Origin of the sequence: Micromonospora sp. NPDC049801 (assembly GCF_040656575.1) — a bacterium.
GTDB lineage: Bacteria > Actinomycetota > Actinomycetes > Mycobacteriales > Micromonosporaceae > Micromonospora.
Genome location: NZ_JBFAMS010000012.1, coordinates 26134 through 42754, shown reverse-complemented (window position 1 = coordinate 42754; position 16621 = coordinate 26134). Strand labels below are relative to the sequence as shown.

The 16621-nt window shown below is 72.7% G+C and carries 14 protein-coding genes; 5 read left to right on the top strand and 9 right to left on the bottom strand.

The features are described from left to right. Positions 1-56: 56 nt before the first annotated feature. The 4 genes from AB0I89_RS21405 to AB0I89_RS21390 all read right to left on the bottom strand — a co-directional run bounded on the left by AB0I89_RS21405 (position 57) and on the right by AB0I89_RS21390 (position 6789). A complete protein-coding gene (locus AB0I89_RS21405) occupies positions 57-1394 on the bottom strand; it encodes a biotin carboxylase N-terminal domain-containing protein (protein WP_357129381.1) in 1338 nt (445 codons plus the stop codon). A 71-nt stretch (positions 1395-1465) separates the two neighbouring features. After that, positions 1466-2065, bottom strand: a complete 600-nt coding sequence (locus AB0I89_RS21400) for a TetR/AcrR family transcriptional regulator (protein ID WP_355048539.1) — start codon at positions 2063-2065, stop codon at positions 1466-1468. Between the two features lie 66 nt (positions 2066-2131). After that, positions 2132-4999, bottom strand: a complete 2868-nt coding sequence (locus AB0I89_RS21395; protein ID WP_357129378.1) for a hypothetical protein — start codon at positions 4997-4999, stop codon at positions 2132-2134. Continuing rightward, positions 4996-6789, bottom strand: coding sequence for an HSP90 family protein (locus AB0I89_RS21390; RefSeq protein ID WP_357129857.1), 1794 nt, complete (start codon positions 6787-6789; stop codon positions 4996-4998). Before AB0I89_RS21390 ends, AB0I89_RS21395 begins: the two co-directional genes overlap by 4 nt. Positions 6790-6910: 121 nt before the next feature. Here AB0I89_RS21390 and AB0I89_RS21385 point away from each other — a divergent pair, with 121 nt between their 5' ends. From AB0I89_RS21385 to AB0I89_RS21375, 3 genes are read left to right on the top strand one after another with little or no spacing between them, the layout of a single operon-like run. Then, positions 6911-8152, top strand: coding sequence for an MFS transporter (locus AB0I89_RS21385; protein WP_357129375.1), 1242 nt, complete (start codon positions 6911-6913; stop codon positions 8150-8152). A gap of 31 nt (positions 8153-8183) precedes the next feature. Next, positions 8184-8720 carry a SigE family RNA polymerase sigma factor gene (locus AB0I89_RS21380; protein ID WP_357129372.1) on the top strand — a complete coding sequence of 179 codons (537 nt, stop codon included), beginning with the start codon at positions 8184-8186 and terminating at the stop codon, positions 8718-8720. Continuing rightward, entirely contained in the window at positions 8717-9895 is a 1179-nt protein-coding gene (locus AB0I89_RS21375) for a hypothetical protein (RefSeq protein WP_357129369.1), read from the top strand. Before AB0I89_RS21380 ends, AB0I89_RS21375 begins: the two co-directional genes overlap by 4 nt. Positions 9896-9989: 94 nt before the next feature. On the opposite strand, the gene AB0I89_RS21370 is transcribed toward AB0I89_RS21375, so the two are convergent. The 3 genes from AB0I89_RS21370 to AB0I89_RS21360 all read right to left on the bottom strand — a co-directional run bounded on the left by AB0I89_RS21370 (position 9990) and on the right by AB0I89_RS21360 (position 12196). After that, positions 9990-10892, bottom strand: coding sequence for a sulfurtransferase (locus tag AB0I89_RS21370; RefSeq protein ID WP_357129366.1), 903 nt, complete (start codon positions 10890-10892; stop codon positions 9990-9992). Between the two features lie 86 nt (positions 10893-10978). Next, the gene (locus tag AB0I89_RS21365) at positions 10979-11425 is read right to left on the bottom strand and encodes a hypothetical protein (RefSeq protein WP_357129363.1); all 447 of its coding nucleotides are present in this window, start codon (positions 11423-11425) and stop codon (positions 10979-10981) included. Between the two features lie 3 nt (positions 11426-11428). Beyond that, positions 11429-12196, bottom strand: a complete 768-nt coding sequence (locus AB0I89_RS21360) for an SGNH/GDSL hydrolase family protein (protein ID WP_357129360.1) — start codon at positions 12194-12196, stop codon at positions 11429-11431. Positions 12197-12540: 344 nt separating this feature from the next. Between AB0I89_RS21360 and AB0I89_RS21355 the strand changes: the two genes are divergently transcribed. After that, positions 12541-13680 (top strand): transporter substrate-binding domain-containing protein, encoded by a 1140-nt coding sequence (locus tag AB0I89_RS21355; protein ID WP_357129357.1) that lies wholly within the window; start codon positions 12541-12543, stop codon positions 13678-13680. Beyond that, positions 13644-14738, top strand: a complete 1095-nt coding sequence (locus AB0I89_RS21350) for a hypothetical protein (RefSeq protein WP_357129354.1) — start codon at positions 13644-13646, stop codon at positions 14736-14738. Before AB0I89_RS21355 ends, AB0I89_RS21350 begins: the two co-directional genes overlap by 37 nt. Before the next feature lie 110 nt (positions 14739-14848). Here the strand turns inward: AB0I89_RS21350 and AB0I89_RS21345 are convergent, their stop codons facing one another. Further along, entirely contained in the window at positions 14849-16018 is a 1170-nt protein-coding gene (locus AB0I89_RS21345) for a hypothetical protein (protein WP_357129351.1), read from the bottom strand. Beyond that, positions 16015-16545: a SigE family RNA polymerase sigma factor gene (locus tag AB0I89_RS21340; protein ID WP_357129348.1), complete on the bottom strand. Its 531-nt coding sequence runs from the start codon at positions 16543-16545 to the stop codon at positions 16015-16017. The genes AB0I89_RS21345 and AB0I89_RS21340 overlap by 4 nt, the downstream gene beginning before the upstream one ends. Positions 16546-16621: the final 76 nt, after the last annotated feature.

Here is a 16621-nt window from a genome sequence, read left to right as displayed (position 1 = left end):
CCGGCCACGGATGACGCAACCCTCTTGATCAACTACAGGTAGGGGATCGGAACAGGTCAGCGCATGCGGGGGACGATTCCTGTGTCGTAGGCGCCGGAGCGGAACTCCTCGTTGCCCAGCAGCTCGGCGAAGAACGGGACGTTGTTCTTCGGGCCCTCGATCTGGAAGGCGGCCACCGCTTCCTGCGCGCGTTCTAGCACCTCGTCGCGGGTCGCGCCGGTGACGATCAGCTTGGCCAGCAGGCTGTCGTAGAACGGCGTGACCGTGTTGCCCCCGGTGTAGCCGGAGTCCACCCGGACACCCTCGCCGGTCGGTTCCACCCACGTCCGGATCACGCCGGGGCCGGGCAGGAACCGCTTCGGGTCCTCGGCGTTGATCCGCATCTCGATGGCGTGCCCGCTCGGCGCGAGCGCGTCCGGGTCGAACGTCGGCGCCAGCCCGGACGCCACCCGCAACTGCTCCTCGACCAGGTCGATCCCGTAGACGTACTCGGTCACCGGGTGTTCCACCTGAAGGCGCGTGTTCATCTCGAGGAAGAAAAACTCCCCGGAAGTGGGGTCCAACAGGCATTCCACCGTGCCCGCGTTGCGGTAACCCACGGCCTCGCCGGCCCGTACCGCCGCCGCCAGGAGGCGCGCTCGCAGTTCCGGCGAGACGGCCGGCGACGGGGATTCCTCGACGAGCTTCTGGTTGCGTCGCTGCACCGAGCACTCCCGCTCGCCGAGCGCCACCACCCGACCGTCGGCCAGGCCGAGGATCTGCACCTCGACGTGCCGCACCCGGGGGAAGTACCGCTCGATCAGCACCGATCCGTCACCGAACATCCGCTCGGCGAAGGCGCGCACCTTGTCGTACTCGGTGCGCAACGCGGCCTCGTCGACGGCCACGCCCATGCCCATGCCGCCGCCACCGGCGGCGGCCTTGACCATCACCGGGTAGCCGATCTCGGCGGCGGCCGTCACGGCCGCGTCCAGGTCAGCGGCCGGATCGGTGGTGCCGGGCGCGACCGGCACGCCGGCCGCCGCCATCAGGTTCCGCGCATTGATCTTGTCGCCCATCGCGCTGATCGCGTCCGCGCCGGGTCCGACCCAGACCAGCCCGCTGGCCTCGACGGTACGAGCGAACTCCGCGTTCTCCGACAGGAAGCCGTAGCCGGGGTGGATGGCCTGCGCGCCGGTCGACTTGGCGGCGGCGAGGATCGCCTCGACGTTGCGGTAGCTCTGCGCCGGATTCGGCGGGCCGATGAGGACCGCCTCGTCCGCCTCGGTGACGAACGGCAGGTCGGCGTCCGCCTCCGAGTACACCGCGATCGCGCGGATGCCGAGCCGCTTGGCGGTCCGGATGACCCGGCGGGCGATCTCGCCCCGATTGGCGACCAGCAGTGACTCGATCATGTTTCCTCCCGGCGTCCGGATGTTGGGACGATGTCAGGGAATCATGACCGGCGTACTTCTGACGAGTCGGCTCAGGCGAGCAGCGCGGCCAGGGTCGCTCCACGCAACAGCTCGGCCCGACGTCGGCGGTCCACCTCGCCGCCGAGGAACGGAGTCGAGTTCATCAGGCCGAACGCCGCGTGCGCGAGCACCCGAGCCTCGCCGTCGGGCATGCCCGGGTGCAGCGCCGTGAGCACCGTCACCCACTCCTCGACGTACATCCGTTGCAGCCGGCGGATCCGTCGCCGCGGCTCCTCCGGCAGGCGGTCCAACTCGTGCAGGTGCAGCGCGATCACGGCCGGGTTGGCCAGCGCGAACTCGACGTGGAAGTCGATCAGGGACTCCAGCACGCCGCGCGGGTCGTCCGGGTGCCCGGCGGCGCGTTCCCGCCCGCCGGCCAGCAGCCCCTCGCTGACCGGAATCAGCGCCGCGGCCAGCATCGCCTCCTTGCCGGCGAAGTGGTGATAGAGCGCCGGACCGGTCACCCCGGCTGCCGCGCCGATGTCGTCCATCGACACGCCGTGGTAGCCGCGGGCGGCGAACAGACCGACCGCGATCTCCAGGATCTCGTCCTTGCGGGACCGGCGCCGGCCCGTACCCGCCGCCCCCCGTGCCTGCTGCTCCACCGTCACCGGGCAAGCGTAGACCGCGAGCCGGACACCGTGGGGCGACGGATACCGGTCGGCGGCCCGCAGCGGTCAGTCGTCCGGGTCGAGGTCGTGCTCCTGTCGCAGGGCGGCCGCCTCGGCGGGCCGGTCGAGCAGGTCCAACGCGCGGGCCAGCAACCACGCGGTCTGGCGGACCGGCCGCGATCCGGCCGGCAACCCACCGAGTACGCGCCGCAACAGCGGCTCCGCCTCGACCGGCCGGTCCAGTCGGAGCAGCAGCTCACCCACGAGGACCTCCACCTGGGCCGCCTCACCGAACGCCTCGATCGACCGCAGTCGGTCGGGCACCCCGGCGAGCCGTGCCAGCGCCTCGTCCGCCCGGCCCTCCCCGGTCAGCACCCGCGCGCCCGTCTCGGCCATCATCGCCAGCTCGTACGTCACCGGTGGCGGCGGCTCCGGCTGCCCGGCCAACACCGCCGCCAACCCGTCCGCCAGTTCGACGACACGGACCGCCTCCGGCAGGTTGTCGGACCAGAACCAGGCGTACGCCTCCCGGCGACGGGCGCGCAGCTCGTCCAACGGCAGATCGGCGAGCCGGTACGCCGTGGCGGCGGCGGCGAACCGCTCGGCGGCCGCGGCGTCCCGGTCGGCGTCGTACAGGATCCCGCCGGCCTCCTCCAGCACCTGGGCCCGGATGGGCAGGTTGTCCGGGCCGTCCAGGTTGACGGACAACTGCTCCAGCAGAGCCAACGCGGGGTCGATCTCGCCGAGCCCGCCGTACACCCCGGCCAGCAGGTGCCGGCAGCGGTCGGCCTCCGCCTGGGCGCCCAGGCGGTCCAGGCCGAGCACGGCCTCCTCGGCGACCTCGGCCGCCTCGGCGAGCCGACCCACCACCCGGTACGCGTTCGCCAGCTCCCAGCGCAGGAACGCGTCCCCCTCGGCGTCACGCTCCACGCAGAGCGTCACCGCCTCGACGAAGTCGTCCACCGCGTCGGCGGCCCGGCCGGCGGAGAGCAGTGCCCGCGCGCGGGCGACCCGGACGGGCAGCTCCGCGTCCCCCGGCGCCACCCGCAGCGCCTCGTCGCAGGCGGCCACCGCCTCCGCCGGATCGTCGACGGTCCGGGCGCAGGCCAGGCAGGCGGCCGTGATCAGCTCGTCGACGCCCAGCTCACGGGCCATCCGGCGGGCCTGGACGGCGGCGGCAAGGGCCTCGTCGACGCGGTCGGACCCCTCCAGCAGATGTGCCCGGTGCAGCGCGATCCGGGCCGCCAGGTGCTCATCGCCACCGGCGTCGGCAGGTATCCGGGAAAGGGCCGCCAGGGCGTCCGCCCAGCGTTGCCGGTGCAGCAGCGCCAACGCCAGCCGGTCGTAACCGGCGGCGCGCTGCCGGGGGTCACCGAGTCGATCCAGCGCCTCGGCGGCCTCCCGGGCCAACGTCAGCCCCTCCTCGGCGTGCTCGTCGGCGCGGGTCAGCAGCACACCCAGCCGCCCCGCGACCACCTGGGCGGGCAGCTCCTCACCCGCCGAGCGGTACAGGTCCAACGCCGCCCGGTTCAGCTCGACCGCACCCTCGACGTCGTCCTCGTCGCCCCGCTCGGCCGCCCGCAGCGCCAGTCGGTGCGCGACCGTACGCGGTGGCAGGTCGGCGGCGTCGAACCGGTCGTCGTACGCGGCCAGCGCCGCCCGGAAGGTGGCCCGGTCGTGCTGGCCCCAGCTCTTCTCGGCGACGGTCAGCAGCTCGTCGGCGTCGGCGGGTAGAGCCACGGTGGACACCTCGACGGGAGCCCGGCCGGGCCGTTCGGACGCGGGCGTCGCACCGCCGGCCAGCGCGTCCCCACCGGTTCGGGCCGAACGGCGACGAACGCTCGCGGACAGCGGCAGGTGCTCACCACCGGGTCGTACGGCGAGCCGACGGGCGATCCACTCCGACTGGTGGGTGGTGCCGTTGCGGGCGTCGAAGCGGGCGGCCAGCTCGGTCGCCCTGTCGGCCAGCTCGGCGGCCAGCGCCGACGCCGGCACCTCGGCCGCCGGCCGCCCCTCGGCGGCCCGCCGGTACACGGTGGCGAGACCGGCCTGGCGCAGCGCGGCGGCGGCGGTCGCCGCGAAGTGCATGGCGGCGGCCGGCGACGGCGGTCGGTCCAGCCAGTCCAGGTGCCGCTCGACCAGCTCGACCGCCCGCGCCTCGTTGCCGGTGAGCGTGCAGAACTCGACGTGGTCGCCGATGTCCCACAGGTCCGCGAGGCTGCCGCGCAGCTTGCGGTACGCCTCACGGTGCGCGTCGCGCGCCGACTCACCCCGACCGGTGCGCAGGTACGGCAGCAGAAGCGCCGTGAGGATCGCCTGCGGCTGCTCGGTGCACGTGAGCCGGCCGGCGAGCACCGGCTCGGCGAGGGCCACCGCCTCGGCGTCCCGACCGGTGGCGGCGAGGTAGCCCACCTGGCTCGTCGGGTCACAACCCGCACAGTCGGACAGTTCGTCACGGGGCGTCGTCTGCCACAGCCGGTACCAGTGCGCGGCCGCCTCGGCGTCACCCACGTGGTCGGCGACCCGGAACCGGTGCTTGTGGACGGTCTGCAGGCTGTGCCCGCCGGCCCGGTAGTGCCGCTCCATGTCGTCGAGCACGGCGTACGTGCGGTCCAGTGGCACCTCGGGGAACTCCAGCAGACCCGACACCATGTACTTGAAGTGCCACAGCATCTGGTGCAGGTGCTGCTGGTGGTAGGGCTGCGGGTCTCGGTCGAACTCGGACAGGCACCAGGAGAACGTGACGAACGACTTCGCCGGCTCGCCTCCGTAGACGTACCCGGTCGTCGCCTGCATCCGGGTCACATAGGCGAGGTGCCGGTCGTCGGTGACGTCCACCCGGCGCAGCAACTGCTCCAGCGCGGCAATCTGCCCCGCCCCGTACGGCATGTCGGCGATGCCGCGCAGCACCCGCCACAGGTCCTCGTCGCTCATGCCTGCTCCCGTCCCGGTACGGCCCGGCCGAGCAGGCCGAGGAAGGCGTCGTTCAGCAGCGCGGCGTCGGCCGCGCGGACCGGGTGGTGCCCGAGCAGCAGCGCCTGCCCGTACAGCGCCTCGACGGCGAGCCCGACCAGCTCCGGGTCGCCCAGCATCGTGACCCGCCGCACCAGCGGGTTGCGGTGGTTGAGCACCAGTTGCGGGCGGTCCGGTGGGGCGGTGGCGGCGAGCGCGTCGAGCACCCCACCCCACAGCTCGTCGGCCCGGTCGCGGCTGGCGGCGAGCTGGTCGTTGAATGCAGCCGACCGGCTCACCAGGTAGAGCGCGGGCAGCGAGACCGGGTCGTACGCCCGGATGACCACCTCGCAGCCGGAACGCTCGACGGCCCGCTGCGCGGCGGTGAGGAACGGCCGCAGCGCCAGTTCCACGGAGGGGTCGAGGGCCTCGAACCGGGTGGTGAGGTCACTCGGCTCGAGCCGTTCGATCAGCACCGAGCGGTCCACCGCCGGCAGCCGCTCGATCAGCTCGGTGTCGTACGTGTAACCGGCGTTGACGACGGCCAGGTCCTGCGCGGCGGCCACCGCGGCGAGCTGGCGGAACTCGTCGAGGCTGGCCGCGTAGCGGACCACCCCGTGGCGTTCCCGGAACTCGGCGAGGGTGAGCGTGCCGACGTTGGTGTCCATCGGCCACCACCTGTCGACCAGCCGGAGCATGTCGTCGTCGTGCAGGGCCAGCGCCTTCACGCCGAGGTGGTGCACCTGGAGGAACTGGGCCAACCGGTGCGGGTCGTGTCGCGACAGCCGGACCAGCCAGCCACGTACCTGGTCGCCGAGCGCCTCCCGGGTCGCGGTCAGCAGGGTGTCCTCGTACAGGGCCTCCCGGCTGGCCGTCGGACGCAACTCGGTCGCGTCGACGACGCAGTGCGCGAAGAACGCCCAGTCCGGCAGCAGGCCGTCGGCGTTCTCGGTGAGCAGCATCCGCTTGAGGTAGACGCGGTGCCCGGCACGGGCCGCCGGGTTCACCGGGGTCGGCAGGATGACGGCGACACCGGTCAGCCCGGCCTCGGGGACGCTCAGCGGCAGCACGTCGAACGGGTCCACCCCGAGCGTGTCGCGGGCGTACGCGATCAGCGCCGCCCGGTCGACCGGCGTGCCCGGCGTCGTCGGCCAGGGCGGTTCACCGACGGTGGTGACCACGTCGCCGACCCGGACGGTGACCGGCAGCAACGCGCCGAAGAGCCGCGCCAGGTCGACGACGGTCGGGGTGCTGAACCACTGGTCGGCATCACGGCGGGGCACCAGCGTCACGGTGGTGCCCACGTCGGCGCGGGCCTCCTCCGGCGGCGCGACCGTCACCGCGTACCGGCCGTCGGCGTATCCGGTCCACCGGACGGTGGGATCGTCGCCGTGGCGGGTGAGCACCTGGATCTCGTCGGCCACCAGGAAGCAGGAGAGCAGGCCGATGCCGAACTGGCCGAGGAACTCGTGCCGGGAGAAGCCCAACTCGTCACGCTTGGAGCTGCGGCCGATGGTCGCCAGCAGCTCGTGTACCTGCGCCTCGGTCAGGCCCACGCCGGTGTCGTGCACGCGGAGGGTGCCGTCTCCGGTGATCTCCGGGGGTTCGATCCGGACCAGCGCCGGCGCGTCCGGCTCGGTGGCACGCCGGGCGGTGATCGCGTCCACGGCGTTCTGGAGCAGCTCTCGGACGTAGACCCGAGGGCTGCCGTAGAGGTGATGGCTGAGCAGGTCGACCACGCCACGCAGGTCGACCTGGAAGGTGTGGTCCACGCCTGTGCTCTCCCCGGTCCCGATGCCGGCGCTCACCGTACCCAAGATCACCGGCGGCCCGCGTCCCCCTTTCGCCCGGCGGCTTGACCCTCGACCCGGTCGAACCGGCACGGTCGGCGGCATGACCTCCTCCGTTCTGGGCCGGGACTTCCGGCTGCTCTGGTCCGCCGCCGTGGCGTCCCGCTTCGGGGACACGCTGCGGACGCCGGCGCTGGCGCTCCTGGCGGCCACGCTGACCCGCGACCCCCGGGTCATCGCCGCGGTCACCGTGGCCGCGCAGGTACCGCCGCTGCTCTTCGGCCTGCTCGGCGGGGTGTACGCGGACCGCTGGGACCGCCGCCGGACGATGGCCGGCATCGACGGGGCACGCGCCGCAGTGGTGGCGGCGGTGGCCGTGGCGGTGGCCGTCGACCGGGCCGGCATCGGGCTCCTGCTGGTGGCGGCGTTCCTGCTCGCCGCGCTGGGAACGCTCTTCGACGCCGCCTCTTTCGCGGTGCTCCCGGCCCTGGTGCCGCCGGCCGCGCTGCCCCGGGCGAACGGTCGCCTCCAGGCGGGTTCGGCGGTGGCGGGGGGTTTCCTCGGCGCTCCCGCCGCCGGTGTCCTGTTCGCCGCCGCTCCCGCCCTCCCGTTCGCTCTCGACGCCGTCACCTTCGCGGTGGCCGCCCTGCTCGTGCTCGCCCTCACCGCTCCGGCCGCCGTACCCGCCACGCCGGCGACCGGGCGCGCGTCGGTGTGGGGCGACGTCGTCGAGGGAGTGCGGTGGCTGCGCGCGCACCGGACCATGTGGCGGGTCACCCTGCTCGCCGCGGCGAGCAACCTGGCGATCTCCGGCCTGATGGCGGTGCTGGTGCTCTACGCGCTGGACGTGCTGCGGATACCGCCGGCCGGGTACGGGCTGTTCGCCGCGTCGGTGATCCTCGGCGGGGTCGCCGGGGCGCTGGCATCGGACCGGCTCGCCGCCCGGCTCGGCACCGTACCCGCGCTGGGTGCGGTTCTCGCCACGCAGACCGTGGCGCTGACCGGTTTCGCGCTGGCCCGGCATCCGGTGCCGGGCGGGTTCGCGCTTGCCGTCTTCGCCGCCGGGACGGTGGTGTGGAACAGCCTGTGGGCGTCGTACGGTCAGCGGGAGGTGCCGTCGAGGCTGCTCGGTCGGGTCGGCGCCGCCCAGCGGATGATCGGTCTGCTCACCGCGCCGGTCGGCGCGGGGCTGGCCGGGCTGGTCGCCGCCGCCCATGGGACGGTCCCGGTGGTGGGCGCGGCGGCGGGCGTCTTCGCGCTGGTGACGGTGGTGGCGTGGCGGATCCTGCGACCGGCCGGAAAATCGGTCCAACCTTTTCCGCCCTCCCGTGCGTCTGTCGGGTGACGCGCACCGCGGGCGGCCGGAAGGGGTGCGGATGGGATCGACGGCGGACGACGGCCGCGACGGCTACCTCGCGTTCGTGGAAGGCAACCAGCACCGGCTCCTGCGCGCGGCCTTCCTGATCTGTGGCAACCGGCACCAGGCCGAGGACCTTCTCCAGGACGCCCTGCTGAAGCTGGCGCTGCGCTGGACCTCGGTCCGCGACGGCGATCCCGCCGCGTACGTGCGGGCCATCCTCTACCGCGACGCGGTGTCCTGGTGGCGACGTCGTCGCCGGGAGTGGCTCAGCGCCACGCCGCCGGAGCGGGCCGCGCCGGACCGGGACGGCGCGCTGCGGCTGACCCTGCACGACGCGCTGGGGACGCTGCCGCCGCGGCAGCGGGCCGTGCTGGTGCTGCGTTACTACGAGGACCTGACCGAGGTCGCCACGGCCGAGGCGCTCGGGGTGACCGTCGGCACCGTGAAGAGCCAGTGCCACCTGGCGCTGCGGCGGCTCCGGGAGGTTGCTCCCGCCCTCACCGGGGACGACCGACCGGGTCGGGGCGCCAACGGTGTGGAGGTGAACCAGTGAACGAGCAAGACCTGCGCGACCTGTTCACCGTCACCGTGCAGGACGTGCTGCCCAGCGCACCGGCGTCGGACGGCTGGGATCGGGCGCGACGCACCCGACGTACCCGACGGGCCGTCGGCGCGGTCGTCGTGGCCGTGGCGTTGGCCGGCGGCGCGGCGGTCGCCCTGCGACCGTCCCCCGATCCACGCCTGGCCCATCCGGTGGCGCCGACCGTCGCGCCCACCCACGCCGATCCCGTGCAGCGCCCGCCCGCCAAGCTGACCTACCCACCCGATCCGCTGAGCCGGATCAGCGGCCCGCCGACCGTGGCGCTGTCCGCCCGACCGGTCCAGCGGGCGCTGGCGCTGTTCCAGCCGCTGAGCGAGGAGGGTCAACCGGACGGTGTGATCCGGATCCTCGGCGACGACGGCGTGGTCCGCAGTCTGGACGTGGTGACGCCGGCACCCACCTGGGATGAGAGCGGCAACGAGGCGACAGCGGTCAAGCCGGGAGTCCTGTCGCCGGACGGTCGGTGGGCAGCTTTCGCGCAGACCAACGAGCTGATCATGGTCGACCTCACCACGGCGGGCGTACGTCGCATCCCACTCGAGGGCTACCTGGAGTTGGTGGTGTGGGCGCACGACCGGGTGCTGGTCGGCGGCGACGACCGGACGTACGTGGTGCAGCGGGACACCGAGGCGGCCAGCACCACCGACCTGTCGGCCTGGCATGTGGTCACGCCCGATCCGGAGGCCGGTCGCGGGGCGGCTCTGCTCGAGCTGGTCGGCGAGCGCGGTGGCCTGAAGCTGCAGAGCCGGACGGCCCTCGACGGCCCGGTCCGCTCCGAACAGCCGATCACCGTGGACTCGCTTCCGCCGCCCTATCAGGTGAACGAGTTCTACGGCCGGGGTTGGCTGCACGGGGGCCGGTTGGCCAGCGCCGCGTGGATCGTCAACGCCCACATCAGCGGCGCGGAGGGGGTGGCCGTGCTGGACTCGCGCACCGGCTCGGTGACCCACCTGCTCGACCTCGGGCGGGACCGCGCCAAGGGCTGCTGCCCGGTGTTGGGCTGGGACAACAAGGGCGCGGTGCTGCTGCGCCTGGAACCGGCCGCCCTGGCGCGCTGGGACCCGGAGACCGGCGAGATCACCGGGATCATCGCCGAGCTGCGCGGCGTGCTGGCGCTGGCCGGCTGAGCAGCGGAGTGCTGGCGCTGGCCGGCGGAAGAGCGGGCGTGCTGGTACTGGCCGGCTGAGCAGCGTGGCGTGCTCAGCCGGCCGAGCTTGCGTCTCAGGCGGCGATGCCGCCGGGCTGGTCGCCCTTCACCACCGGCGCCCGGACCAGGTTGCCCCACTCCGTCCACGAGCCGTCGTAGTTGCGCACCTGCGGGTAGCCGAGCAGGTGCCGCAGCACGAACCAGGTGTGGCTGGACCGCTCGCCGATCCGGCAGTACGCGATCACGTCGTCGTCCGGGCTGAGCCCGAGCTGGTCGGCGTAGATCGCCTTCAGCTCGTCGGCGGACTTGAACGTCCCGTCCTCGTTCGCGGCGGACTTCCACGGCTTGTTGACCGCGCCCGGGATGTGCCCACCCCGCAGCGCGCCCTCCTGCGGGTAGTCCGGCATGTGCAGCATCTCGCCGGTGTACTCGCCCGGGGACCGGACGTCGACCAGCGGCCGGCCCACCGCGATGTGGGCCATCACCTGCTCGCGGAACGCGCGCAGCGGCGCGTCGTCCCGCAGCGGCACCGGGTAGTCGGCGCGGGGCCGGGCCGGCTTGTCGCGGGTCAGCTCTCGCCCCTCGGCGACCCACTTCTGCCGGCCGCCGTCGAGCAGCCGCACGTCGGCGTGGCCGAAGAGCGAGAAGACCCAGAGGGCGTACGCGGCCCACCAGTTGAAGTTGTCGCCGTAGAAGACGACGGTGTCGCCCCGACCGATGCCCTTCGCGGCGCACATCTCGGCGAAGCTGGTCGCGTCGAGATAGTCCCGGGTGACCTGGTCGTTCAGGTCGAGGTGCCAGTCGACCTTGACGGCGCCGGGGAGGTGACCGGATTCGTAGAGCAGGACGTCCTCGTCGGACTCGACCACGACGAGGCCCTCGTCGCCCAGGTGCTCGGCCAACCAGTCGGTGGTGACCAGCCGCCGCGGGTCGGCGTACGACTGGAGGCGGGGATCAGGATCGTTCGGCACAGACATGAGCCCCAAGGTACGCCGCGACACCGCCGGGCGGTCCGCCATCGGGGATCGGGGGGGTCAGGGGTGTCGCAGCTAACGCCGCGCGTTCAGGCGCGTCGGTGCACGATCCGGCCGGCGACCACGGTCGCGAGGCAGGTTCCGTCGACGTCGTGCACCGACAGGTCCGCCCGACCACCGGTCACCAGGGTCGGTGCCACTGGTCCGGCCAGCACCAGCAGGTCGCTGCGGTCGACGGCGCCCCGTAGTGCCGGATCGGCCAGACGGTCGGCCAGTACCGCCGTCACTCCGGTACGCAGCAGCGCGTGCACCCGCTCGCGCGGGGTGGGCGCTGCCGGCAAGGGCTCGGCCCACAGCCGGCCCGGCCCCAGCGTGCCGGGCCAGCGACGGACCCGTACCTCCGGGTGGGCCTCGGTCAACTCGGCCAGCGAGCCGACCGCCTCGATACGGTCGCCGCTGACCAGCACGCCGTGCTCCGGCACCGGCTCGCCGTCCCGTTCGAGGCGCAGCAGCGGCGCGGTGTGCAACGTGCGCACGTTTCAGTCGGCGATCGGCCCGAGCAGCGGGCGCTTCGCGGTCACCGTGTCGCCGGACGACCGGCCGGTGAGCCGCCGCTTGATCCACGGGGCCAGGTACTGCCCGGCCCAGCGCAGGTCGGACGCACGCGCGGCGAGCCACGGCGACGGCGCCGGGTGCGGCGGGACCAGCAGCCACTCCTCGTCACAGCCCACGCCGAGCGCGTTCAACACCTGCCCGGCGACCCGTCGGTGACCGGCCGGGGAGAGGTGCAGCCGGTCGGTGCTCCACAGCATCGGGTTGAGGAACGTGTCGTCGGCGTACAGGTCGACCAGGATCGCGCCGTGCCGCGCGGCGGTCTCGCCGACCGCCTGGTTGAGCAGTTGCACCCGGGGAGCGACGAGACGCTGGCCGGGCAGGCGTGCCATCACGTCCGCGAATCGGAAGAGCAGCACGTCCGCGCCGCCCGAGCGGAGCTGCCGGACGACATCGTCGAAGCGGGAGACCAGCGTCTCCGGATCGAAGGTGCGGCGCAGCACGTCGTTGCCGCCGGCCGCGAAGCTGATCAGGTCGGGCCTCATCGCCACCGCGGAGGGCACCTGCTCGGCGACCACGCTCGGGAAGAGCCGACCCCGGATGGCCAGGTTCGCGTACCGGAAGTCGGGGCCCGCCTCGGCGGCGAGCCGGGTCGCGACCAGGTCGGCCCAACCCCGGAAGGTGCCATCCGGGTACGCGTCGTCCATACCCTCGGTGAAGCTGTCCCCGACCGCGACAAAACTGCGCCAGCGCACCCGCGCCCCCTCACGCCACCCGTTGCCTGCGGCGACAGTCTTTCACCGCAGGCGCGTCGGCCGGTGCCCCGACCGGCCGACGTGGCGGAGGTCATGCGCGCGCCTCGATCGAGGGCCGTGCTCGAGCCCAGCGCCGGGCTCGACCGCCTTGATCGACACGAGGTCGCTGATTTGGGGGTATCGGAGTCGAGTTGATACCCCGACTTCGGCGAACTCGTGTCGATCAACCGCAACTGCGGCCCGGGACGGTGTCGCCAATCCGGCGGATGTCGGGGTGCCCTCGCTCGCCAGCAGGCCCCACAATGGAGGGCCGGTCACCGGGCCGGGTAGCGGGGAGGGCCTAGTTGAGTCAGGCAAGCGAGCCGAGCCCCGCCGGGCCGGCACCGGCGGCGGACACACCGTCGCGCACCACGCGGACCCGTCAGATCCGACTCGTGGGGCTCGTCGTCGCGCTGGCCGTGCTGGCCGCCGCCCTGGTCCCGATCGTCCTCGCCATGGGTCCGCCGACCCGGGACGAGTTGCTGGAGGACGCTCACCTCAAGGGCAAGCAGCAGCTCATCATCGGAGTGAAGGACGACCAGCCGGGCATCTCACAGCGCCTTCCGAACAACGTCTGGAAGGGCTTCGACGTCGACATCGCGTACATGATCGCGAGCTATCTCGGCTTCGACCACTCGCAGGTGCGTTTCGTGCCGATCGAGAGCGAGGACCGGGCCCGCCGGCAGGCCCAGGACGGCGAGGGTTTCGTCACCGTCGACCTGGTCATCGCCTCGTACAGCATCAACGACAAGCGCCGGGAGGAGGGCGCGGTCTTCTCGGCCGCGTACCTGCATACCGAGCAGTCGGTGGTGACGTTGGAGGACTTCAAGGGCCAGGTGAGCAGCCTGGAGGACCTGCGCGGCCTGACCGTCTGCTCGCTGACGACCTCGACGTCCATCCAGCGCCTCGCCGAGGCCGGCGCGACGCCGGTGGGCCGGAACCGGATCAGCGAGTGCATCCAGGAGATGTACGACGGCAAGGTGCAGGCGGTCACCACCGACGCGGCGATCCTCGCCGGTTTCGTCACCGGTGACCGGCCGGGCGACGACGGCCAGCGGTTCACCGTGACCCTGAAGAACGTCAAACCGCTGCGGCACTGGGACATCGGCTCGTCGCCGCAGGAGCGGTGGGGCGTCAACACCGGCCCCAACAAGGCCCTGCTCGACCTGGTCGACCTGGCTCTCTACGAGTCGGCCAAGGACGAGGAGAACTCGGCCTGGGAGAACGCGTTCAACGCCAACCTCCGATGGCAGCAGGGATACAACCTCCCGCAGCCGGTCGCGGAGCAGCAGCAACCCGATCCGAGGAAGGTGGAGGTGCGACAGTGGCCGTGGGAGAGGATCGCCCTGCCGCCCCCGGCGCACCCCGGGTCGTCACCGGTTCACACTGGGCCGTTCGCCCGCGTCGGATGGCGGGGGCGCGGCAGGCGCAACAGTGGCTGCTGACCCTCCTACCCGCCTTCCCCGTCCTCCTGCTGGTGCTGCGGCTCTGGCAGCTCAGCCAGCAGGACATGTCCACGATGCTGCTGCTGGTCCAGTACGTCAGCCCGCTCGGCCTGCTCAGCGCCCTCCTGATCGCCCTGGTGTGGGCGTTCCCCGTCGTCGTGCTCACCTTCGGCGTCCTCGGTCGACTGCTCCGGCTCAGCGCTCCTGACCGGTTCGACCCGGAACGCTCACTGCTCGCCTCGGGGACGGCACGTACCCCCGGGTGGGTGATCAGCGCGGCGGTCGCGCTGGGGGCGCTCACCTGGCAGCTCCGCTTCCTACCGTCGCTGCTGATGCTCGGCCTCTGGCTGCTGGCGCTGCGGACCCGTTACCTGCACCCGGATCAGCCAATGCGCATCCTGTTCGTCAGCGTGGCCCTGCCGTTGGCGGCGGCGGTCCTGGCGTACAGCGTGCTCGGCCCGGCGATCTGGACGGCGTACCGGGAGGGCGAGCTGGCCACCGCCGCCCTGCTGGCGGTCCCGCCCGCCGCCACCCTGCTGCTCACCGGCCCGATCCCCGACTGGATCGCCCCGACGCTGACCCACGGCCTGGCGTTCACGGTCGCCGCCGTGCTCCCCGTGGTGATGGGCGCGGTCTTCCTCCGGGTGCCGGTGCTGCCCACCGCCGCGATCGAGGTGCTTCCGAAGCACACCACCGAGACGGCGACCCCGAGCCCGACCACGAGCCCGACGCCTGCCTCGACCTCCCCGGCGGCGAGCGCTGGCACCGCGGCCCGCGACGGTACGGCCGAGGGCGGCCGGGAGGTGGTGCTCGGGGCGCTCATCACGGTCACCGACACGTCGACGATCGTGCTGGACCGCACGGCCGCCGTGCGGTTCCTGCCCAACGACTGGGTCGAGTCGCAGGTCCTCTGCCCGCAGGCGGCGGCGGTGCCGTACAGCCTCGTATCGGTGGGCGGTTGGCCGGTGGAGGAGACCGCCCTGGACTGGATGATGCCCCGCCGGCCGGTGGTCGATCCGGACGTGCGCTGCGAGGGCCGCCTTCCCGGCACCGGATGACAGCGCGGAGAGGCAGCTCACCAGCCGTGATCAACGCCGTGACGACGACCGTCACGCGGACCTCAAAAGGGCGGGCCACCCGAGGATGACCCGCCCTTTCCCGCCCGTCGTCAGTTCACGACGGCGAGGATCCGAATGTCCTTCAGGCTGGCCGGTTCGGCGGTCTCGGCGATCTTCTTGCCGTTCTCGTCCACCAACAGCACGGCGTACCCGCTGCCGGACTGGACCCGCACGACCATCGAACCGTCAGTGCGGAAGAACACCTGCCGCGACTTTCGGCCCTCGAGTGGCAGTCGGATCTCCTCGCCCGTTCGGGTATCGCGCACCACGCCGACGTTCCCGTACTCGCTGCCGGGGTCGGGTTGGTACAGGGCGACGCGATCGCCATTCGGCGAGAGGCTGGTGACGTCCCCGTTTCGCCAGGTGCCCGTCGGGCCCAGCCCCGGCATGTCCCGCTTCCGGTTGCCGCTGCTGTCGAAGAGGGTCACACCACCATCGGTGTTGATCATCGCGATGACCTCGCCGTCAGACGACCAACGAGCACCACATCCCGTGTTCTTGTTGGCCCACCAGCGCACGGTCTTCTTGGGTGACTGCGTGTCCAGCACCCCAACCCGGCCAGGCCCAACCGTCGGATCCCACTCGCGGAACAGCAGGTACCGCCCATCCGGCGACCAGACCGGGTTGACGCAGGTCTGCTCGACCTCCTTGCGCATCTGCTGCCGGTCTGAGCCGTCGACGTTGGCCGTGTAGAGGTTGGTGTTGCCGTCGGCGTCGAGCTGCACCCAGGCAACCCGGTGCCCGTTCGGCGAGATGTTCGCGCGGATCGACGCCGCGGGGTCCGGCAGAGCCGCCAGTCGCACCACACTGTCCCCCGGGCGCCAGGACCGTAGATTCGCGTTCCTGGCGTCGACCCCCGAGGAGCGGCCGTAGAAGAGCTTCCCGAACTCTACGGCCGAGGCGTTCGTGCCGGACCCACTGCTGGGCGGCGGGCTGCCGGGGGCGTCGACGCTGACTGACGGCGTCGGGGCGGGCGACTGCCTCGGCGCTGCGGTGACCGACGGGCCGTCCGCGGGCAGCGGGTTCGGGGACTGGTCCGGCCGGATGGCGAACGCGGTGCCGGCCGCCGCCGCGATCAGCACCAGAGCAGCGGCCGAGGTGGCCACCGCGCGCTGGACGCCGAGCCGGCGGGACGTGCGCAGCGTACGGTCCCGCAGGTCGACCGAGGTGACCTCGTCGGCCAGGGCAGCCAGGTCGAGCCGGAGGCGCTCGTCGTTCATCGGTTGCTTCCTTCCAGGACGTACTGCTCGGCGAGCTCGGGTGCCACGGCGCGCAACCTGGCCAGGGACTTGGCCGTCTGGCTCTTCACGGTGCCGACCGTGACACCGAGCAGGTCGGCGGCCTCCGCCTCGGTGCGGTCCTCGAAGAACCGCAGCACCAGCACGGCACGTTGTTTCGGGGAGAGCTTCGCCAGCGCCGCCCGCAGGGTGAGTCGCAGGCTGGTCTGGTGGGCGTGGTCGGGGGTCGAGCCGCCTCCGCGTGGCTCGGGCAGGTCGCCCGGCATCGACTCGGGTATCCGACGGCGGCGCCACCAGGACACCTGCAGGTGGTACATGGTCTTGCGGGTGTACGCCTCGGCGTTGCCGCTGTGGTGCAGGCGGCTCCAGGAGCGGTGGGTCCGGGCCAACGCCGACTGGACGAGATCCTCGGCCAGGTGCTGGTCGCCGGTGAGCAGGTAGGCCGAGCGCAACAGCGCCGGGGTACGGGTACGGACGAACGAGTCGAACTCACTCAGCAGAGGGTCCACACGTGCCGATCCTTGGGGTAGTGGTGCGGGAGAGACATGATGCTTCTCCAGACGTCGCCCTGGGCAACGGTGGTTG